This window comes from Paramylibacter ulvae (assembly GCF_014652655.1).
Taxonomy (GTDB): Bacteria; Pseudomonadota; Alphaproteobacteria; order Rhodobacterales; family Rhodobacteraceae; genus Amylibacter; species Amylibacter ulvae.
On record NZ_BMZF01000001.1, the window covers coordinates 504,642 to 523,393 of the forward strand.

The following is an 18,752-nucleotide window of genomic DNA, read 5'->3' on the forward strand; positions in this document are numbered from 1 at the left end:
TGTGTAAATCCTCGTTTTAGAACCTGTTTCTAAAACTCAAATGTAATAATCGGAATTTTTTCGAAAATTCTGATTGCACCAAGCCATCATTCGCAACCAAAGCGGGGTTTGCAATTACATCGCGCAGAACCGATTTTGCCATCCAGCCTGAACGCAGTGCCGCGCGTGCGGGTTTTACGATATTACGCAACTCTGCCCCCGCATCGTGTAAACGGATCAAACCGTCACTTGCCAATTCACCAACGGCTGCATTGCGCCCATCGATCAGCGGATAGCGTTGTGCATTTTCCAACGCGGGGATTGCGCGAAACATCGCGGCCAGCCCGACGCCATACCCATATTCCAACAATGCGGGGCGCGTATCCGCACCCGCCCCCGTCGCCATCGCCGACAATGCCAACAGCGCACCCGCCGTATCGCGGATATATGCCTCGAACGCCGCTAAATCGTTGTGGGGTTCTTTGTAAATGTCCCAGCGGCGTGCGTTGATCAACGCATCTAACAAATCGCGCGGCAAATTGTTTTCGCGAATGACATCAACCAGTGGTGTGACAACCTCGTGGCGGCGCACATCACCACCGGCATATATTTCCTCGACCGCGTCCAGCCACCATTGCAAGCGCATTTCTGCGATCATCGCCTCTTTCGTCACCCAAGGTGCGCGCGCGATTTCAAGGTTGAATGCATAAAGCACAAACAAGTTTTCACGTGCAGCAATCGGTGCGGTCATCGCCGACATAAACCGATCGGGATCACCCCGTTGTACCAATTCTGCACAGGCCTCGATGGTCATACGGGCATCACGCCATCATGGATTAGCTTCCAATTAATCGCATCTAACAGGGCCTCGAACGATGCATCGACGATATTGGGCGAAACGCCAACGGTGGACCAATGCACGCCCTTGCTGTCCTTGTGTTCGATAATCACGCGTGTCACGGCCTCGACCCCGCCATTGGTAATGCGCACTTTAAAATCAACCAGTTTCATATCATCAATCACGGCCTGATATGGGCCCAAATCCTTGGCCAACGCCTTGGACAGGGCGTTCACTGGACCGCGATCCTTGCCTTCGTTATCCATGCTTTCAGATACGGATAGAACCTTGTGATCACCAATTTTGGCGACAACCACGGCCTCTGATATTGTGACCATCTTATCGCGCTTGTTCTTGCGCCGTTCAACCGTGACACGGTAACGCTTGATGTCGAAAAACTTGGGCAGCGCGCCCAAGACACGCCGCGCCAGAATTTCAAAACTCGCCTGCGCACTATCGTAGGCATAGCCCTCGTCTTCGCGTTGCTTCACTTTTTCCAGCATCTTGCCCAAACGCGGATCACCCTTTTCCACGTTTAACCCAGCCTTGCTCAAGCGTTCGCGCAGATTGCTTTGCCCTGCTTGGTTGGACATGGGGATAATGCGTGCATTGCCCACCGTTTCGGGTGGGATATGTTCATATGTGCTTGGGTCCTTGAGGATCGCAGATGCGTGTAACCCTGCCTTATGCGCGAATGCGGATGCACCGACATATGCCGCCTGTTTGTGGGGCACGCGGTTTAGAATATCGTCCAACATACGCGAAATTTGCGTCAATCCGCCCAGCGCAGATGGTTTAACCCCAGTTTCATATGCACTGGCATAGGGTTCTTTGAGCAAGAGCGTCGGGATCAGGGTTGTAAGGTTCGCATTGCCACAGCGTTCGCCCAAACCATTAAGTGTCCCTTGGATTTGACGCGCACCTGCATCCACGGCGGCCAATGAATTGGCAACCGCATGTTCGGTGTCGTTATGGGTGTGTATGCCGATGTGATCACCCGGAACGCCCAGCGCGATCAAGGCAGATGTGGCCTTTTGAACATCCGCTGGCATTGCACCCCCGTTGGTATCGCACAACACAACCCAACGCGCGCCCGCATCATATGCGGTTTTCGCAGCCTTCAGCGCATAATCTGGATTGGCCTTGAACCCATCAAAGAAATGTTCGCAGTCAAACAACGCCTCGCGCCCCTGTGCCACGATGTGTTTCACACTCGCATCAATATTTTCGATGTTTTCATCAAGCGTGATGCCAAGCGCGGTTGTCACATGAAAATCATGGGTTTTGCCAACCAAACAAACAGCAGGTGTGTTTGCGTTAAGCACCGCCGCCAAAACATCATCATTCGCCGCCGAACGCCCCGCGCGTTTTGTCATGCCAAATGCGGTGAATGTCGCGTTTTCGAATTTTGGCGATGTGTCAAAATAATCGCTGTCTGTTGGGTTCGCCCCCGGCCAGCCACCTTCGATATAATCAATGCCCAGCGCATCAAGCGCGTTGCCAATGCGGGTTTTATCATCCGCCGAAAAATCCACCCCTTGGGTTTGTTGCCCATCACGAAGGGTCGTGTCGAAAAGGTAAAGACGTTCGCGGGTCATTTGAGGGACTCCAGTTTGGATGGGTCGAAGTTATGGTTCGCTTCCAACGTAACGGCCTCTTTAGACATTTTCACAGTAATGCCAGCATTACTCAATGCTTCTTTCATTTCATCCACAGCGGCAAAGTTTTTTGTTTCCATTGCTGTTAAGCGTAACTGATGTAATTTTTCAGCAAGTGGAAGCAACGAGGCTTTGGCATTCTGGATGGCAGATATTTTGGAAACCAGTTCATCATATGAATACAAACCTAAGAAAATGAGATTGGCTGCCAATTCCGTTCCCTGAGCATGATTTGCCAGATGTTCCAGCCCCATCAACGCTGCGTGTGTGTTTAGATCGTCGGACAACGCATCAACAATTGCGTTGAATGGTGGCGTAGATTTTACTGCCCCCATATCTGCGTAACTCTCTACCATTCTCAGATAGTCATCTAGTTTAGATTCAGCACCAACTGCCTTTTCGACCGTCCAATCCATTGGCTTGGAATAATGCGTGCTCAGCATGACAAAGCGGATGACCTCGCCGCTATACCCTTGATCCAGCAAATCGCGCACTGTGAAGAAATTGCCAAGGGATTTGGACATTTTCTTGCCCTCCACCTGCAACATTTCATTGTGCATCCAGTATTGTGCGAATGAATCCGTCCCGCAACATGCACAGCTTTGGGCGATTTCGTTTTCGTGATGGGGGAATTGTAAATCAAGCCCGCCGCCATGAATGTCGAATTTTTCGCCAAATAATTCACGCGCCATTGCGGAACATTCGATATGCCAGCCCGGGCGGCCATATCCCCATGGGCTTTCCCAGCCTGGCGTGTCGCCATCCGATGGTTTCCACAGCACAAAATCCATGGGGTTTCGTTTATACGGAGCAACCTCGACACGGGCGCCTGCAATCATATCGTCAACGCTTCGCCCCGATAATTTGCCGTAATGCTCTTTCCAGCTATCCACTGCGAATAACACATGCCCCTCGGCGGCGTATGCGTGACCCTTTTCGATCAGCTCGCCAATCATATCGACCATTTGTGGGATATATTCGGTGGCACGCGGGGCAAGTGTTGGTTCCATTGCGCCAAGTGCGCCCATATCATCCAGATACCACTGAATGGTTTCATCGGTGATATCGCGAATGCTGTGCCCTGTTTCGGCGGCCTTGGCGTTAATCTTATCATCCACATCGGTGAAATTGCGCGCATAGGTGACGTGATCATCCCCATACACATGGCGCAACAGACGAAACAGCGTGTCAAACACCACCACAGGACGGGCATTGCCCAGATGGGCGCGGTCATACACCGTGGGGCCACAGACATACATCCGCACATTATTTTTATCGAGGGGTTTAAACTCCTCTTTCTTGCGGGTCTTTGAATTATGTAGCTTGATCGTGGTCATGGTCTATCTCGCGGTTTTGCCGCGGGCATATCACTTGTATCCATGTTTGAAAATAAGAGAACCGCCCGCGTGATTAATCAGCAGGTAATAATACAGCAAATAATGATGCAATTGGTTCTCATGGGGTATTCTTAATGCTAGTTTCACAACAAACGCAAGCCTTTGAGGAGAATTGATATGCCCAAACATGATCCCGCCCCCGCATTTCGCGCATTACACCAGCGCAGCAATCCGTTTATTTTGATGAACGCATGGGATGTAGGCAGTGCGCGGATAATGGCGGCAATGGGGGCACAGGCGATTGGCACGACATCTTCGGGATTTGGGTTTACCCAAGGTTTGCCCGATATGGGGCATTTAACGCGCGATCAACATTTGGATCATGCCGCCGACATTGTGGCGGCAACATCCCTGCCCGTGTCGGGTGATTTTGAAAACGGATTTGGCGATGCACCAGAAGATGTGGCAGAGACCATACGATTGGCTTGCGAAGCAGGATTGGCGGGCTGTTCGATCGAGGATACCGCGCTGCCCAGCGCAACACCCTATGATTTCGAACTTGCCGTGGATCGTTTCCGTGCGGGTGTGGATGCCGTGCGTAACCTGCCCCGTGATTTCGTGCTGGTCGCACGCGCTGATGGGATTATGAACGGGCAATATGATGTGACAGAGGCGATTAAGCGCCTCCAAGCGTTTGACGCGGCGGGTGCGGATTGTTTATACGCCCCGCTCCCTGCCAGTATGGATGATTTGAAATTGATCTGTGATAGTGTTTCTAAACCCGTCAATGCGCTCGCCGCGGGTGCATACACGAAATATAACCGCGCGGATTTTGCCAATATCGGGGTCGCACGTATATCGCTGGGATCGGCATTATCGCGCGTCACACATCAGGCAATCGTTAATTGCAGCCAGTCCATCCTGCATGACGGGGAATTTGCCAGCCTGTCTGGTGGTGCAAGTGGCGGCGATATTGATGCGCTTTTGGCCAAGGGTAGCGTTTGACGGTTGCAATTTTCCATCAAACGCCCACATTGATTGGAACAATACAGGGGAAATTTATGCGCCGTTTATTTATCGCTCTTATCGCTTCAATCCTGCCCATTATGGCAATGGCACAGGATTACCCTGCCTCATTAACATCATATGTGAATGATTACGCCGATATCATTGATGCGGATACAGAGGCGCGGATCACGCAAACGCTCACCGATTTGCGCGAAACCAAAGGCGTGGAAATGACGGTGGTGACTATCAATTCCACTGCGGATTACGGCGATAAAACGGATGTTCCCACATTCACCACAGGGTTGTTCAACGACTGGGGCGTGGGGAATGCGACCAAAAACAACGGTATCATGTTTTTGGTGTCCAAGTTTGATCGCGAAATGTTCATTGGACTTGGCTCTGGCTATCCGCGTGAATTTGACAAACGCATGGATTATCTGTTCGACCAGCATGTAAAATCGCATTTTCAAAAGGGCGATTATTCCAAAGGTATCGAAATCGGCGTGACCGAAACTATTGAACGCACCGCTGATAATTGGGTTGAACCCAAAACACCGCTGTTCGAACGTATCGCGGCCAAGATTGTCCCGATCCTGATTCCATTTGTATTTTTACTGTTCTTCCTGTTCATCCTGTTTCGCAACAAAATGTCGGATACATGGGTGCGCACCAAATCATGCCCCAATTGCGGGCGTCGCGGGTTGTCGCGAAATCGCGAAACCACACAAACGGTCACCCGCACCACACCGGGTGAACAGATATTGCGCACCCGTTGCCGGCATTGCGATTATCGCGATGATCACACCCACATCATCCCCGTACGCAGCAGCAGTTCATCAGGTGGCGGTGGCAGCTTTGGCGGTGGTGGATCGTCTGGCGGTGGTGGCGGTGGCCGTTGGTGATTTGAACATTTTTCTTGCGCGGTGAAAAAAACCGTGCAAGCGTTTTATCCATGATTGATCTTGATTGGATGACAGCGCTGATTATCCGCACAATTGGTGCACAGCGTGGTCGTGCCGCACGGGGTTCGCCCGCCTAAGGTTTTCAACCAAATTGAAACCCTTATTCAGAGATAATCACATGACAACAAAAACAACCCGTCGATCTGGTGGCCGCGCAGCCAGACAAGCGATGCGTGCAGCCCCATTAGCCGAAGATATCCGCCCCATTCGATCCGGAATGGAAGGTGGCAATTATAAACCCCTGTCCGATGCCGAAGTTTTGCGCATCCATCACGCCGCATTAGATGCGCTGGAAACCATTGGTTTGGCCGATGCGCCGCCATCGGGTGTGGATGTGATGACAAAGGCGGGGGCAATCCTTGGCGATGATGGACGTTTGCGATATCCGCGTGCCTTGGTCGAGGATATGTTGGCCAAGGCTGCGAAAAAGGTTACGTTATATTCACGCGATGGCAAAAATGATCTCGAACTTTGGGGTAATCGTGTGCATTACGGCACGGCGGGTGCGGCGGTGCATTTGGTTGATGTGGAAAACAACGAATATCGCGAATGCACGGTACAGGATCTGCACGATGCCGCGAAAATCACGCAACAGCTTGATAACGTGCACTTTTTTCAACGCCCGATGGTTTGCCGCGACATTCCCGACAATTTTGAAATGGATCAAAATACGATCTATGCGGCCTGTTCGGGCACAACCAAACATGTGGGAACCAGTTTCACCGAACCATCATTCATGCCAGGCATGTTTGATCTAATCTATGACATTGCGGGGGGCGAGGCGAATTTTCGTGCCCGACCATTTGTATCCAATTCCAACTGTTTCGTCGTCCCCCCCATGAAATTCGCAACCGAGAGTTCGGAAGTGATGGAATACTGCATCCGCGCAGGCATGCCCGTGCTGTTGCTTTCCGCTGGGCAAGCGGGCGCGACCGCCCCTGCCAGCATTGCAGGGGCGATTGTTCAGGCCGTGGCGGAATGTCTGGCAGGTGTGGTTTATGTGAATGCCATTGCACCAGGACACCCCGCGATTTTTGGCACATGGCCGTTTGTGTCTGATCTGCGCACAGGTGCGATGTCTGGTGGATCTGGCGAACAGGCATTATTAACCGCTGGCTGTGCACAGATGCATAAATTTTACGGCCTGCCCGGTGGTGCGGCGGCGGGAATTGCCGATGCGAAAATGCCAGATATGCAGGCGGGATATGAACAGGCGCATTCCAACGTGATGGCGGGGTTGTCGGGATTGAACATGGTTTATGAATCCGTGGGTATGCATGCGTCGCTACTTGGCTTTTGTCTTGAAAGTCTGATCATTGGTGATGATCTGTTGGGGCAATCATTGCGCTGTGTGCGCGGGATCGAGGTGACAGACGATAGCCTATCACTGGAAACCATGCGCGATGTCTGTTTGAATGGGCCGGGGCATTATCTGGGCTCGGATCAAACATTGAACCTGATGCAGCGTGATTATGTTTACCCCCGCCTTGGCGATCGCACATCGCCCAAGGAATGGGTTGAGCGCGGAAAACCCAACCTGATCGAAAACGCGATCAAGTTTAAAAATGACATTTTGTCCAAACCATCCGCTGTTGGCTTTGATCCAGAGTTGGATGGAAAATTACGCGCAAAATACAAAATTCATTTAAAGCAATAGGTTGCAAGTCAATGCAGATGTATAAATACGCCATATCCCGAAGCACCTTTTAGGTTTTCCGAAATATCACATTTGCGCGGCTTGGCCTATTTCATTTCACACCATTATGTTGCAAAACAGCGTTAAACAATAACAAGAGACCCTGCCCCATGCATCCAGCACCATCAGTCATTTTATTCACTGCGGCGTCTGGGCTTGGCTTTGGGATGTTGTTTTTTTTGGGTCTTGGTCGCCCTGATGTGACGGGCACGTCGGCGTTCATCTTTTTCTTTCTGGCCTATGCACTGGCGGTTGGTGGGTTGCTCGCGTCAACCTTTCACCTTGGCAATCCCAAAAACGCGCTCAAGGCATTTTCGCAATGGCGCACATCGTGGTTATCACGCGAAGGCATTTTGGCCGTTGTCGCATTGGCGGTGATGGGCATTTACGCGGCCGCCGCAATATTTTTGAATACCAAACTCCCCGCTATTGGGATTATCGCATCCATCCTGTGTTTGGCCACCGTGGGCAGCACATCCATGATCTATGCTCAGCTAAAAACTATACCCCGCTGGAACCACTGGTTAACGCCTGTGTTGTTTTTCCTATTCGCGCTGACAGGTGGTGCGATGTTATCCAATCAAATTTGGCTGGCGAAATATCTGATGATCGCCTTGATCATTGCGCAGGTGGCATATTGGACGATTGGTGATGGGTTGTTCAAGGCCGCGGGTTCCACGATGGAAACGGCGACGGGGCTTGGGCATATTGGTAAGGTACGCCAATTCGAACCACCCCACACGGGTGACAATTATCTTTTGCGTGAAATGGTGCATGTGGTGGGGCGTAAACACGCGGCCAAGCTACGCATCATATCATTGATAACATTAGGGATTATCCCGTTGAGCATGATGTTCTTGATGCCAAACATGGGGCATACGTGGGGCGCAGTTTTGTTACTATCGCATATTGTGGGTCTTGGCGTTGCGCGGTGGTTGTTTTTCGCGCAAGCCGAACATGTTGTTGGCTTATATTACGGCAAACGCTAGGCCAGCGCTTGCCCGCCTTTGCGTTTTCGACCAAACAACCCAAGTGCCCCAAGTGCAGATAGCAATAACACGATTGATGCGGGCAACGGCACGGGTGCAATTTCGATGTTATCAATGGTGAAATGCGTATCCCCTGCTGTCAGGTTCACCGACTGATTGGCGCCCAATGTGGGTGGGGTATAAATCCCGCTAATGACAAAGCTTTCAAGCGATGCGAAATCTGATCCCATGACAAAGCCCAATGTATCAACCTCTGATCCCGCCACTGTGGTCGCAACCAGACCCGTTGAATCATATCCCTGAAACAACACATTGTCCCAGACATAAGGCATTGATTCAAATCCACCATTTTGATGATGCGTTTCAATATCAACACCAAAACCCAGCGCGCCAATATCCAGCGACATCACATCAAATGCGCCGCCATCGTCGCGGGTGATGGTGTAAGAACTGCCAAATGGGCCCGTGAACTGATCAACATGCAAATCACCAAAATACCCGGTGGTAAAATTGGTGGTGACGTTAAAGCCATCTTGTGAATAATTTCGGCCAAAATTCGTGCCTTCGAAATCAATCGTAGCACCAAGCGCACTAATGGGTGCCCCGATAAAAGTTGCCGCACAAAGAGCACCATAAATTTTTTGCATAAACATATTTGTCCCCAATAGTTTTCTAGAAAAATATTACAGGCACACGCAAATATTCATTGTCGCCATATCCACAGGTTATGGTAGTTTTCATTTCAACAAAGTGATTTTCAGCACTGATTGGTTGAAATAAATGCGCCGCAAATGCGAATAATATGCGTTTCATTCTGGCTGTGATGCTGCCACAGTATTGCTTGTCACATCTATTTTGGCACATTGTGATCCTGTGCCAGATCAATCGCACACAATGCGCGGTGTTACACTGGCCGAGGATCCGATGCTGGTTGATCGTGTCCCCACCAACACGGTGTTTTACTGTCGCCTTGATGGCAACACTCACGCGGTAACCATTTCACAAACGCCCAATGGCATGCGCTATGTCTATGGCCCAATGATGGGCGCGCCAGAATTGGTTTTGGATCGCGCGGTGGATGATGTTTTAATCGAAACACATGATGACATTGGGCGCATTCGCTTTGGCAAAATCAGGTTTGTGAACGGCATCTATGCCTACAACGCGTATTACAAATATGCGATCACAGATGAAAATGGGGTCGCGTTGCAGCCTGACCCCAATAGCCCATACCCAAACGCGAGCTTTATGCGTGGCCTAACCGTGACCAAAAACACTGAAATTGACCAACCGATATTTGGGCGTAAATGTATCCTTGATCGATCTTATGATGCGATTGCGACGCTGGATTCACACTAGGCGCGAAAATGTGATCTTTGCGCGCCCTATTGCGCTTGGGTTTGGTTTCGATCCTGCATAGGTTGGCGTAACAGAAATGAGGCCACCCATGCAAAAATTTTCGCTCCTTGATTTATCCCCCGTATCAGAGGGCCATTCAACCGCCGATGCGCTCAATAACACGGTTGAATTGGCGCAAGCAGCTGAAAAATCAGGGTTTCATCGCTTCTGGCTGGCTGAACATCACAATATGCCAGGGATCGCGAGCGCGGCGACATCCGTGGTGATTGGGCATGTGGCGGGGCAAACCAAAACCATGCGTATTGGTGCGGGTGGGATTATGTTGCCAAACCATGCGCCTCTGATCATTGGTGAACAATTTGGCACACTTGCAACGCTTTACCCTGATCGTATTGATTTGGGGCTTGGGCGTGCACCGGGCACCGATGGTGCCACCGCACAAGCATTACGCCGTCATATGACGCCCGAGGATACATTCCCCCAAGACGTACAAGAATTGATCGCCTATTTCGCCGATGCCCCCGACAACGCCGCTGTGCGTGCCATTCCTGGAACTGGCACACATGTTCCCGTTTGGATACTGGGATCAAGCCTGTTTGGTGCGCAGTTGGCGGCATATCTTGGATTGCCATATGCATTTGCATCGCATTTTGCACCATCCATGTTGGAACAGGCCATTTCAATTTATCGCAGCACGTTTCAGCCATCCCAATTTTTGGACAAACCGTATTTGATGCTGGCGGCGGGTGTTTGTGCGGCCGATACCGACGCCGCGGCGCAATATCTGCGCACGTCACAAATGTTGGCCTTTGCCCGTTTACGCACAGGAAAACCAGGGAAACTGCCCCGTCCTGTTGATGATATCACCGCGCATATCGCACCAAATATCATGACAGGTGTGAAACATGCGATGTCATTTTCGGCAACGGGTTCGCCTGATACGGTGAAACAACAGCTGCGATCGATCATTGCCACGCACCAACCCGATGAATTGATGATCACGGGCATGATCCATGATCACACGGCGCGATTGCAATCATTTGATATTGCTGCAAAAACCTTGGCCGATCTGTGTGATTAACCCACCTCGTCATCGGGCGCGTCATCATCAAACAATATCCGCGCGGCATTTCCGTCTGGGTCGTCAAACTGCTTGGTTTTGATCGCCCAGAAAAACGCGAGCAATCCAATGCCGCCCAGAAATAATGAAATCGGGATCAGATAGATCAATACAGACATGTTTACCCTTTCGTTAAGCGCAGCGCATTGAGTGACACGCAAATTGATGATGCAGACATCGCCAGTGCCGCCAACAGCGGTGTTGCCAAACCAATCAACGCAATGGGGATAGCCACGGCATTATAAGCGCCCGCAATGGCGAAATTTTCCAACATGCGCCGTTTCGCCGATTGTGCCAACGCGATGCAATCTGGGATCAACATCAAATCATCCTTGATCAGCACGAAATCAGATGCTGTGCGCGCCGCATCAATCGCACGCGCTGGCGCCATGGATACGTGCGCGCCCGCCAGTGCGGCCGTATCATTCAACCCATCCCCTACCATCAACACATGTTCGCCAAGCGATTGAACCATTTGTAGTTTTTCGCGTGGTTGCACCCCGCCGCGCGCATCATCAATGCCCAGTTTTTTCGCCAAACGATCCGTGGCGGATTGCGTATCCCCCGATAACAAGACCACGCGTAAGCCACTTTTTTGCAAGGCATCAATTGCGGGTTCTGCGCTGTCTTTCAACATATCGTCAAACAAGAATGGCACGGGCGGATTTTGCCCGATACGTAGCCATGTTTGCACATGATTTGGCACGGGCTCTGCCCCAACCCAATCGGCATGTCCCAACTTTACAATCTGGCCGTGATACATACCGCTGACACCTTTCCCAGCCGTGTCTTTGATATGATCCAGCGACAACAAGGATTGATTGGGGCCGTATTGCACAATTGCCTGTGCAATGGGGTGATCGGATTGTGCCGCCAAACTTGCCGCGATCTGTAAATCCTCGCCTTTGGGGGCGCTGATGACGCTAAATTCACCGGTGGTGAGTGTTCCCGTTTTATCAAACACAACCGTATCAACACCCGCCAAACGTTCCAATGCGGCGCCATCTTTGATCAAGACGCCCGATCTAAACAACCGCCCGCTTGCCGCCGTCATCACGGCAGGCACCGCAAGGCCAAGCGCACAAGGGCATGTGATAATCAATACGGCAGTGGCAATACCCACGGCCAAACGAGTATCACCGCTGTAAAATTGCCAAAACACAAATGCGACCAAGGCCAGCAAATGAACCAATGGTGCGTAAATCCCCGCGGCGCGATCCGCCAAACGGGTGTATTTGGTTTTTAGATTTTCACCCTGTTGTATCAGATCCATAATTTCAGCGAGCTTTGTACCAGCCCCCGTTTGGGTGACCAAAATTTCCAACGGTGCGCCCACGTTTAATGTGCCCGCATAAACTTGATCATCCACGGTTACCGTTGCCAACATGGTTTCGCCGCTGATCAAGGATACGTCCAGATCGCTTTGACCTTTGACAATCACCGCATCAACGGGAATGCGCGCACCCTTTCGCACCAAAACGCGATCATTGATCGCCAAATCAGACACATTCACGGTGGTGATCTGTCCATCCTTGATCTGTTGCGCACGCGGAACCTCCAACGCGGACAGAGCGGTTGCCGCAGATCGTGCGCGCGCACGGGTTTGGTGATCCAAATACCGCCCCGCCAACAGGAAAAACGTCAACGACAATGCCGCGTCGAAATAGGCGTGTTCGCCACCGTGAAATGTTTCATAAATGGACAAGCCCGCCGCCATTAAAATCGCCAGCGAAATCGGTACATCCATGTTCAACTGCCCCACACGCAATGCGGCGTAAGCATTTTTGAAAAACGGCTGCGCGGTATAGGCCACCGTGGGGAGCGCAATCGCCGCCGACACCCAATGCAAAAAATCACGTGTTAATCCATCCGCGCCCGCCCAGACGGAAACAGACAGCAACATCACATTCATCGCGGCAAACCCCGCGATGCCAAGGCGCATTAACAATCCACGCCCAACGTCATCGCCATTTTGGTTTAGCTTGTGATCATCCAATAAATGCGCATCAAACCCCAAATTGGCGAGCGTATCCATTATGATGTCTTCGCAATTAGGATTATCATTATGGCGAATGCTGACACGTTTTAGTGACAGGTTCACCCGCGCATTCAACACACAATCAAGCGCATTTAGCCCGCGTTCGATTTTCTGAATACAGGCTGCACAATGGATTGTGGGTACGGATATTTCCAAGGCCCCAATATCCGTGCGGATCTGTTCAATTTTTTCATTGGGGATTGCAACACATGCGGGGCAAACGGCGGTGTTCATATGTGATCCCCGCGAATAATCAGCGGAATGATGCGGCGAAAACCGGTGCCATCAAGTGCCGTGGTTTTGATTTGAACCTGCCAATTGCCAGCATCAAGCGTGATGGGGGCGTGATAAGATTTACCGTCAAATTCCAACACAAGCGTTTGATCAAATCGATCCGCCGTTGCCCGCCCCACGCGCACCGCCACATTGGGCAACACAACGGTGTTCCCAGCGGACGTAAGATGCAGAATGATCTGTCCATTGCTGTATTCAACATTGCTGTCCCAATTCAATGCCTCTTGTGCGATGCGACGGGTTTCAAAATGCTGCGCCTCGACATAAGGTTTGCGGGTTTCCAACCCTGGAAATGATCCCACGGCGGAATAGATCAGCGCAACATTTGCGCTAACAATCGTGCAAAACGCACCCAAAAACATCAACGAAACTTTACGCCCTGTCAGGGGGCGTTTTGCGATCATATTCATTTTGAGTCTCCTGCGAAAAAGCTGTCTACGTGATTGCGCTCACCGCTTGCGCGATCCTCTACCCAGAAACGGATGGGCGCATTATCCATGCGGCTGGTTTCATATTCTGGTTTTGCAAAAACATAGATACGTTGATGCATGGTTTCATCGGCGGGCACGGTGATGTTCATCCCATCCACCCCTTGCAAATCAAGGCGCAGCGGATCATCTGTTTTGATCGACAGATGAAATTCGCGCGCCGCACCTGTTTGATTGCTGATCTTTAGATCATAGGCATTGCGCAATGTACCATCGGACAATGTCACGAACCGTGGATTGCGATCTGGTTTGATGGATGCGGAAAAATCCGAACGGATGAACAATGCAACAACCATCGCAACACCGATCAATGACCAAAGCCCGAAATAGATAAAATTGCGCAGCCGCAAAATATGTTGCCAGATGGTTTTGGGTGTGGCGCCTGCACGTTCCAGCGGTTCATCGGATAATGCGCAATAATCGATCAAACCACGTGGTTTGCCGATTTTTTCCATCACATTGTCACAGGCATCAATGCACAGCGCACAGGTTATGCATTCCACCTGCTGGCCATCGCGGATATCAATCCCTTGAGGACAGACATTCACACAGGCCATGCAATCGATGCAATCTCCCTCGGCCTTGCCCAATTTGCCGCGTGGTTCGCCGCGCCAATCGCGATAAGCCACGGTTAATGAATCTTCGTCCATCATCGCGGCCTGAATACGCGGCCATGGGCACATATAGGTGCACACCTGTTCGCGCAAAAAACCGCCAAACAAAAATGTCGTGGCAGTCAAAACCGCAATCGTGCCGTATGCCACCATTGCCGCCTGTCCTGTGAATAATTCACGCAACAATGTTTGGGCATCGGCGAAATAAAACACCCATGCGCCCCCCGTTGCCAGCGCGATCAACAACCATATCACCCATTTGGTAATACGCAATCGTGCCTTGCGAAATGACCATTTCGCACGAAGCAATCGAATGCGTTCATTGCGATCACCTTCGACCCAGCGCTCCACAAGGATAAACAAATCCGTCCAAACGGTTTGGGGGCACGCATATCCACACCAGACCCGCCCAAGCGCGGATGTAAACAAAAACAACCCCAGCCCCGCCATGATCAAAAGGCCTGCCACGAAATACAATTCATGGGGCCATATTTCGATCCAGAAAAAGAAAAACCGCGCATTTGCCAGATCAACCAACACCGCCTGATCGGGCAGATTCGCACCGCGATCCCAACGGATCCACGGCGTGATATAATAAATGCCAAGTGTGAATATCATCAGCCACCATTTCAGACGGCGATACCAGCCCGAAACGCGCTGGGGAAATACCGGTTCGCGCCCTTCAAAAAGACGTGGCGGTTGCTCTGTTTGGGTTGTCATTGGGAACCCCTTATGTCCTGTTCAATCGCAATATCGTGCAAATCGGGATGCATTACTTTGATGCAGATCAAGTTTTGAGAAAGAAACACCAGCCCCAACCGGAACAGGACGGGGGCTGGTGCCAGCGCGCCAATGCAATCGCGCTTATTCTCCGCCACCTAACTGGTGAACGTAGAATGCCACTTGTTTGATTTGCACATCTGTGATGCGCCCTTGCCATGCAGGCATGACGCCAAAACGGCTGTTGGTGATTGTTTGCACCACGCTGTCGCGATCACCGCCAAACAACCAGAGCGCATCGGCCAAATTGGGTGCACCTTGTTCTCGATCCCCCAGGCCTGTTTCGCCGTGACAGGCGGAACAATTATCCATAAACAATGGCTTACCTAACATTGCTAACGCAACATCATGATCTTGATCGGAAACCGCTAACACATATTCGGCGATTTGTTTGATTTCTTCTTGGGGCAGGATTTCACCAAATTTTGGCATCTCGGAATAACGCGTATCGTCATCCGCATCATGGCGGATACCGTGGCGAATGGTGGTTTCCAACGCGGCCAAATCGCCACCCCACAACCAATCGTCGTCTTGCAGGTTTGGATAACCCTTGCCACCCTGCGCACCCGCACCATGGCATTGCGCACAATATGTCCGAAACACCGCACCACCACCCGCACTGGCAAATCGGGACAATTCGGGGTTTTGAGCAATGTCATCCATCGGCGTTGCCAAAAGCGTTTTTTCAATATCCGCGTTCAGTGCGTTCACGCGATCAATTTCGCCCTGTACCTCTGCGCGTGATGAATATCCCAAAACACCTTTGGTCGCGCCATTAATTAGCGGAATGGCTGGGTAATAAACCACATAGCCAATTGAAAACAGGATACAGAGATAAAACGTCCACAACCACCAACGCGGCATGGGTTTGTCATATTCACGGATGCCATCCCATTCATGACCCGTTGTTGGATAGTCTTCGTCGTTCATTTTGGGTTTACGCATCACGATCCCCTTTCACATCTGCATTTGTCGGCGCGGGGCGCGGAGCATCATCACGAAACGGAATGTTTGCCGCATCATGGTGCATGGCACGCGCACCGGGGCGGAACAACATCAAGATCGCGCCGATGAAAAACAACATCATTGCCAGCAATCCCCAGCTATCTGCGAAGGCGCGGAAAATTGAATAGGTATCCATGTCTGATCCCCTTATCGGCTTGCGTCGGCTTGGAAGGTGGAAAAATCCACCAACGTGCCCAGCATTTGCAGATACGCCACCAGCGCATCCATTTCGGTTAACCCTTCTTGGCCATCAAAATTGCGCACTTGGGCCTTGGGGTATCGTTCAACCATCTCTTCCCAATCACCATCGGGATCGACCTGAACCTTGAAGTCGGACACCGCGCTTTCGATCATTTCGGTCGTATAGGGAACGCCAACACGCATGTTGGCTACCAACATATCGCGGCTTTGCTCTGGTTTCAGCGGCGTTTCAAGCAAGAACCCGTAACCTGGCATAATGCTTTCGGGGACAACAGAACGCGGGTCTTTTAGATGATCCACGTGCCATTCATCGGAATAACGCGCCCCCACGCGTGCCAAATCTGGCCCAGTGCGTTTTGATCCCCATTGAAACGGGTGGTCATAAATACTTTCAACCGCCAAAGAATAATGGCCATAGCGTTCCACTTCGTCGCGCAAGGGTCGGATCATTTGGCTATGACAGGTGTAACAGCCCTCGCGCACATAAATGTTGCGCCCCGCCAATTCGAGCGGCGTATAGGGGCGCATGCCCTCCACCTTTTCAATCGTGTTGTCCAGATAAAACAGCGGTGCGATTTCAACGATACCCCCGATGGACACCACGCCAAGGCTTAACACCAACAACAAGGTCGCGTTGCGTTCTACTTTTTTATGATTGTTCAAAAATGACATCATAATCTCCTTATTCTGCGGGGATGGCTTGGGCGGTGAGTTGGGCATCTGTTTGCCCAACGCCGCGTGCGGTCAGCCATAGGTTCACACACATGATGATCGCGCCAGACAGATACATCAGCCCACCCGTACCGCGCACCACATACATCGGGAATTTGGCGGCAACCGTGTCAGCGAATGAATTCACCAAGAACCCTTGCGCATCCACCTCGCGCCACATCAACCCTTCCATGATGCCCGTCACCCACATGGATGCGGCGTAAAAAATGATACCAATTGTGGCGAGCCAAAAATGCCAGTTCACCATCGCCGTAGAATAAAGCCGTGCCCGCCCCCACAAACGTGGTGTCAGATAGTAAAGCGCGGCAAAGGTAATCATCCCGTTCCAGCCAAGCGCGCCAGAATGCACATGCCCAATGGTCCAGTCGGTGTAATGGGACAGCGAATTCACCACCTTGATCGACATCACGGGACCCTCAAACGTGGACATGCCGTAGAATGCAAGGCTCAACACCATCATTTTCAACACCGGATCGGTGCGCAATTTATCCCATGCGCCATTTAGCGTCATCAAACCGTTGATCATCCCGCCCCAGCTTGGCATCCACAACATGATGGAAAACACCATGCCCAATGTCTGTGCCCAATCAGGCAATGCAGTATAATGCAGATGGTGAGGCCCTGCCCAGATATAAAGAAAGATCAACGACCAAAAGTGGATGATCGATAATTTATAGCTGAACACAGGTTTTTGCGCCTGCTTTGGCACGAAATAATACATCATGCCCAAGAACCCAGCGGTCAGGAAAAAGCCAACCGCGTTATGGCCATACCACCACTGTGTTAGCGCATCTTGAACGCCTGAAAACAACTGGATTGATTTCGAGCTAAAGATCGACACGGGTAAGCTGAGGTTATTAACGATATGCAACATCGCAACGGTCACGATAAACGCGAGGAAAAACCAGTTGGCCACATAAATATGCGGCTCTTTGCGTTTGATAATCGTGCCCAGATACACCGCCAAATAGGCGACCCAAACAATGGTCAGCCAGATATCGACATACCATTCAGGTTCGGCGTATTCCTTACTTTGGGTTGCGCCCAACAGATAACCCGTTGCGGCCAGCACGATAAATAATTGATATCCCCAGAACACAAACCAAGACAGATTTCCGCCCCACAGGCGTGCCCCACAGGTGCGTTGCACGATATAAAATGATGTGGCGATCAACGCATTACCGCCAAACGCAAAAATCACCGCAGATGTATGCAACGGGCGCAATCGACCAAATGTGGTGAACGGCAGATCAAGGTTGAGCGCGGGAAATGCCAATTGGAATGCGATGTAAACGCCAACCAAAAACCCCGTGACGCCCCAAAACGATGTGGCAATCACACCAGCGCGCACCACATCATCCTGATACCCCGTGTCAATGGGCGGGCGCACATCACCGAATTTTTGCAAACCTTTGACAAATAAATAAAACGCACATGCCATAATAATGAACATATGCACCGAATAGGGCCAATCCTGCCCAAAATTGGCGGCCATTGCTGCAAGCACAGCAATCATCGCCAAGACAATTAACTTGATGATTTCCATAACGCGACCTTTTCGTCCTGTTCTGTTCCCGCTTATGGAACAGCCAGAATGATCGCTCTTTGATCTGGATCAAGTTTTAGAAAATTTACAGCGCCTCGGTTTTACAGG

General features: G+C 51.1%; 19 protein-coding genes. 7 read left to right on the top strand and 12 right to left on the bottom strand.

The window, feature by feature from the left end; translation table 11 throughout:
• Nucleotides 1–16: 16 nt before the first annotated feature.
• Genes IE094_RS02530 through cysS form a run of 3 tightly spaced genes read right to left on the bottom strand, consistent with a single transcriptional unit; the run spans nt 17 to nt 3,812 of the window.
• Nucleotides 17–793, bottom strand: coding sequence for a phytoene/squalene synthase family protein (locus tag IE094_RS02530; protein WP_189638986.1), 777 nt, complete (start codon nt 791–793; stop codon nt 17–19).
• Entirely contained in the window at nt 790–2,415 is a 1,626-nt protein-coding gene (gene cimA / locus IE094_RS02535; protein WP_189638987.1) for a citramalate synthase, read from the bottom strand. The genes IE094_RS02530 and cimA overlap by 4 nt, the downstream gene beginning before the upstream one ends.
• Nucleotides 2,412–3,812, bottom strand: coding sequence for a cysteine--tRNA ligase (gene cysS, locus IE094_RS02540; RefSeq protein ID WP_189638988.1), 1,401 nt, complete (start codon nt 3,810–3,812; stop codon nt 2,412–2,414). Before cysS ends, cimA begins: the two co-directional genes overlap by 4 nt.
• A 177-nt stretch (nt 3,813–3,989) precedes the next feature.
• Between cysS and IE094_RS02545 the strand changes: the two genes are divergently transcribed.
• The 5 genes from IE094_RS02545 (at nt 3,990) to IE094_RS02560 (ending at nt 8,467) form a co-directional block, all read left to right on the top strand.
• Nucleotides 3,990–4,817: an isocitrate lyase/PEP mutase family protein gene (locus IE094_RS02545; RefSeq protein WP_189638989.1), complete on the top strand. Its 828-nt coding sequence runs from the start codon at nt 3,990–3,992 to the stop codon at nt 4,815–4,817.
• 56 nt (nt 4,818–4,873) lie between these two features.
• Nucleotides 4,874–5,722, top strand: coding sequence for a TPM domain-containing protein (locus IE094_RS02550; protein WP_189638990.1), 849 nt, complete (start codon nt 4,874–4,876; stop codon nt 5,720–5,722).
• Nucleotides 5,723–5,736: 14 nt separating this feature from the next.
• The gene (locus IE094_RS15585; RefSeq protein ID WP_268247199.1) at nt 5,737–5,859 is read left to right on the top strand and encodes a hypothetical protein; all 123 of its coding nucleotides are present in this window, start codon (nt 5,737–5,739) and stop codon (nt 5,857–5,859) included.
• A gap of 41 nt (nt 5,860–5,900) precedes the next feature.
• Nucleotides 5,901–7,439, top strand: coding sequence for a trimethylamine methyltransferase family protein (locus tag IE094_RS02555; protein WP_189638991.1), 1,539 nt, complete (start codon nt 5,901–5,903; stop codon nt 7,437–7,439).
• A gap of 149 nt (nt 7,440–7,588) precedes the next feature.
• Nucleotides 7,589–8,467 carry a dimethyl sulfoxide reductase anchor subunit family protein gene (locus IE094_RS02560; RefSeq protein ID WP_189638992.1) on the top strand — a complete coding sequence of 293 codons (879 nt, stop codon included), beginning with the start codon at nt 7,589–7,591 and terminating at the stop codon, nt 8,465–8,467.
• Here IE094_RS02560 and IE094_RS02565 read toward each other — a convergent pair.
• Complete coding sequence (locus IE094_RS02565) at nt 8,464–9,120, bottom strand: VPLPA-CTERM sorting domain-containing protein (RefSeq protein WP_189638993.1); 657 nt, start codon at nt 9,118–9,120, stop codon at nt 8,464–8,466. The genes IE094_RS02560 and IE094_RS02565 overlap by 4 nt on opposite strands.
• Before the next feature lie 184 nt (nt 9,121–9,304).
• On the opposite strand from IE094_RS02565, the gene IE094_RS02570 reads away from it, so the two are divergent.
• Together IE094_RS02570 and IE094_RS02575 are read left to right on the top strand one after the other, a co-directional pair.
• A complete protein-coding gene (locus IE094_RS02570) occupies nt 9,305–9,826 on the top strand; it encodes a hypothetical protein (protein ID WP_189638994.1) in 522 nt (173 codons plus the stop codon).
• An 88-nt stretch (nt 9,827–9,914) separates the two neighbouring features.
• Entirely contained in the window at nt 9,915–10,907 is a 993-nt protein-coding gene (locus tag IE094_RS02575) for an LLM class flavin-dependent oxidoreductase (protein WP_189638995.1), read from the top strand.
• Here IE094_RS02575 and ccoS read toward each other — a convergent pair.
• The 8 genes from ccoS to ccoN form a co-directional block, all read right to left on the bottom strand.
• Nucleotides 10,904–11,065 (bottom strand): cbb3-type cytochrome oxidase assembly protein CcoS, encoded by a 162-nt coding sequence (gene ccoS / locus IE094_RS02580; RefSeq protein WP_189638996.1) that lies wholly within the window; start codon nt 11,063–11,065, stop codon nt 10,904–10,906. The two genes, IE094_RS02575 and ccoS, sit on opposite strands and share 4 nt — an antisense overlap.
• Before the next feature lie 2 nt (nt 11,066–11,067).
• Nucleotides 11,068–13,218: a heavy metal translocating P-type ATPase gene (locus IE094_RS02585; protein WP_189638997.1), complete on the bottom strand. Its 2,151-nt coding sequence runs from the start codon at nt 13,216–13,218 to the stop codon at nt 11,068–11,070.
• Nucleotides 13,215–13,688, bottom strand: a complete 474-nt coding sequence (locus IE094_RS02590) for a FixH family protein (protein ID WP_189638998.1) — start codon at nt 13,686–13,688, stop codon at nt 13,215–13,217. Before IE094_RS02590 ends, IE094_RS02585 begins: the two co-directional genes overlap by 4 nt.
• On the bottom strand, nt 13,685–15,100 hold the full coding sequence (gene ccoG, locus IE094_RS02595) for a cytochrome c oxidase accessory protein CcoG (protein ID WP_189638999.1): 1,416 nt from the start codon (nt 15,098–15,100) through the stop codon (nt 13,685–13,687). Before ccoG ends, IE094_RS02590 begins: the two co-directional genes overlap by 4 nt.
• Nucleotides 15,101–15,244: 144 nt before the next feature.
• On the bottom strand, nt 15,245–16,105 hold the full coding sequence (gene ccoP, locus IE094_RS02600) for a cytochrome-c oxidase, cbb3-type subunit III (RefSeq protein WP_189639000.1): 861 nt from the start codon (nt 16,103–16,105) through the stop codon (nt 15,245–15,247).
• Nucleotides 16,098–16,301, bottom strand: coding sequence for a cbb3-type cytochrome c oxidase subunit 3 (locus IE094_RS02605; protein WP_189639001.1), 204 nt, complete (start codon nt 16,299–16,301; stop codon nt 16,098–16,100). The genes ccoP and IE094_RS02605 overlap by 8 nt, the downstream gene beginning before the upstream one ends.
• Nucleotides 16,302–16,312: 11 nt before the next feature.
• The gene (gene ccoO / locus IE094_RS02610; RefSeq protein WP_189639002.1) at nt 16,313–17,038 is read right to left on the bottom strand and encodes a cytochrome-c oxidase, cbb3-type subunit II; all 726 of its coding nucleotides are present in this window, start codon (nt 17,036–17,038) and stop codon (nt 16,313–16,315) included.
• Nucleotides 17,039–17,048: 10 nt separating this feature from the next.
• Nucleotides 17,049–18,644 carry a cytochrome-c oxidase, cbb3-type subunit I gene (gene ccoN, locus IE094_RS02615; protein ID WP_189639003.1) on the bottom strand — a complete coding sequence of 532 codons (1,596 nt, stop codon included), beginning with the start codon at nt 18,642–18,644 and terminating at the stop codon, nt 17,049–17,051.
• Nucleotides 18,645–18,752 lie beyond the last annotated feature (108 nt).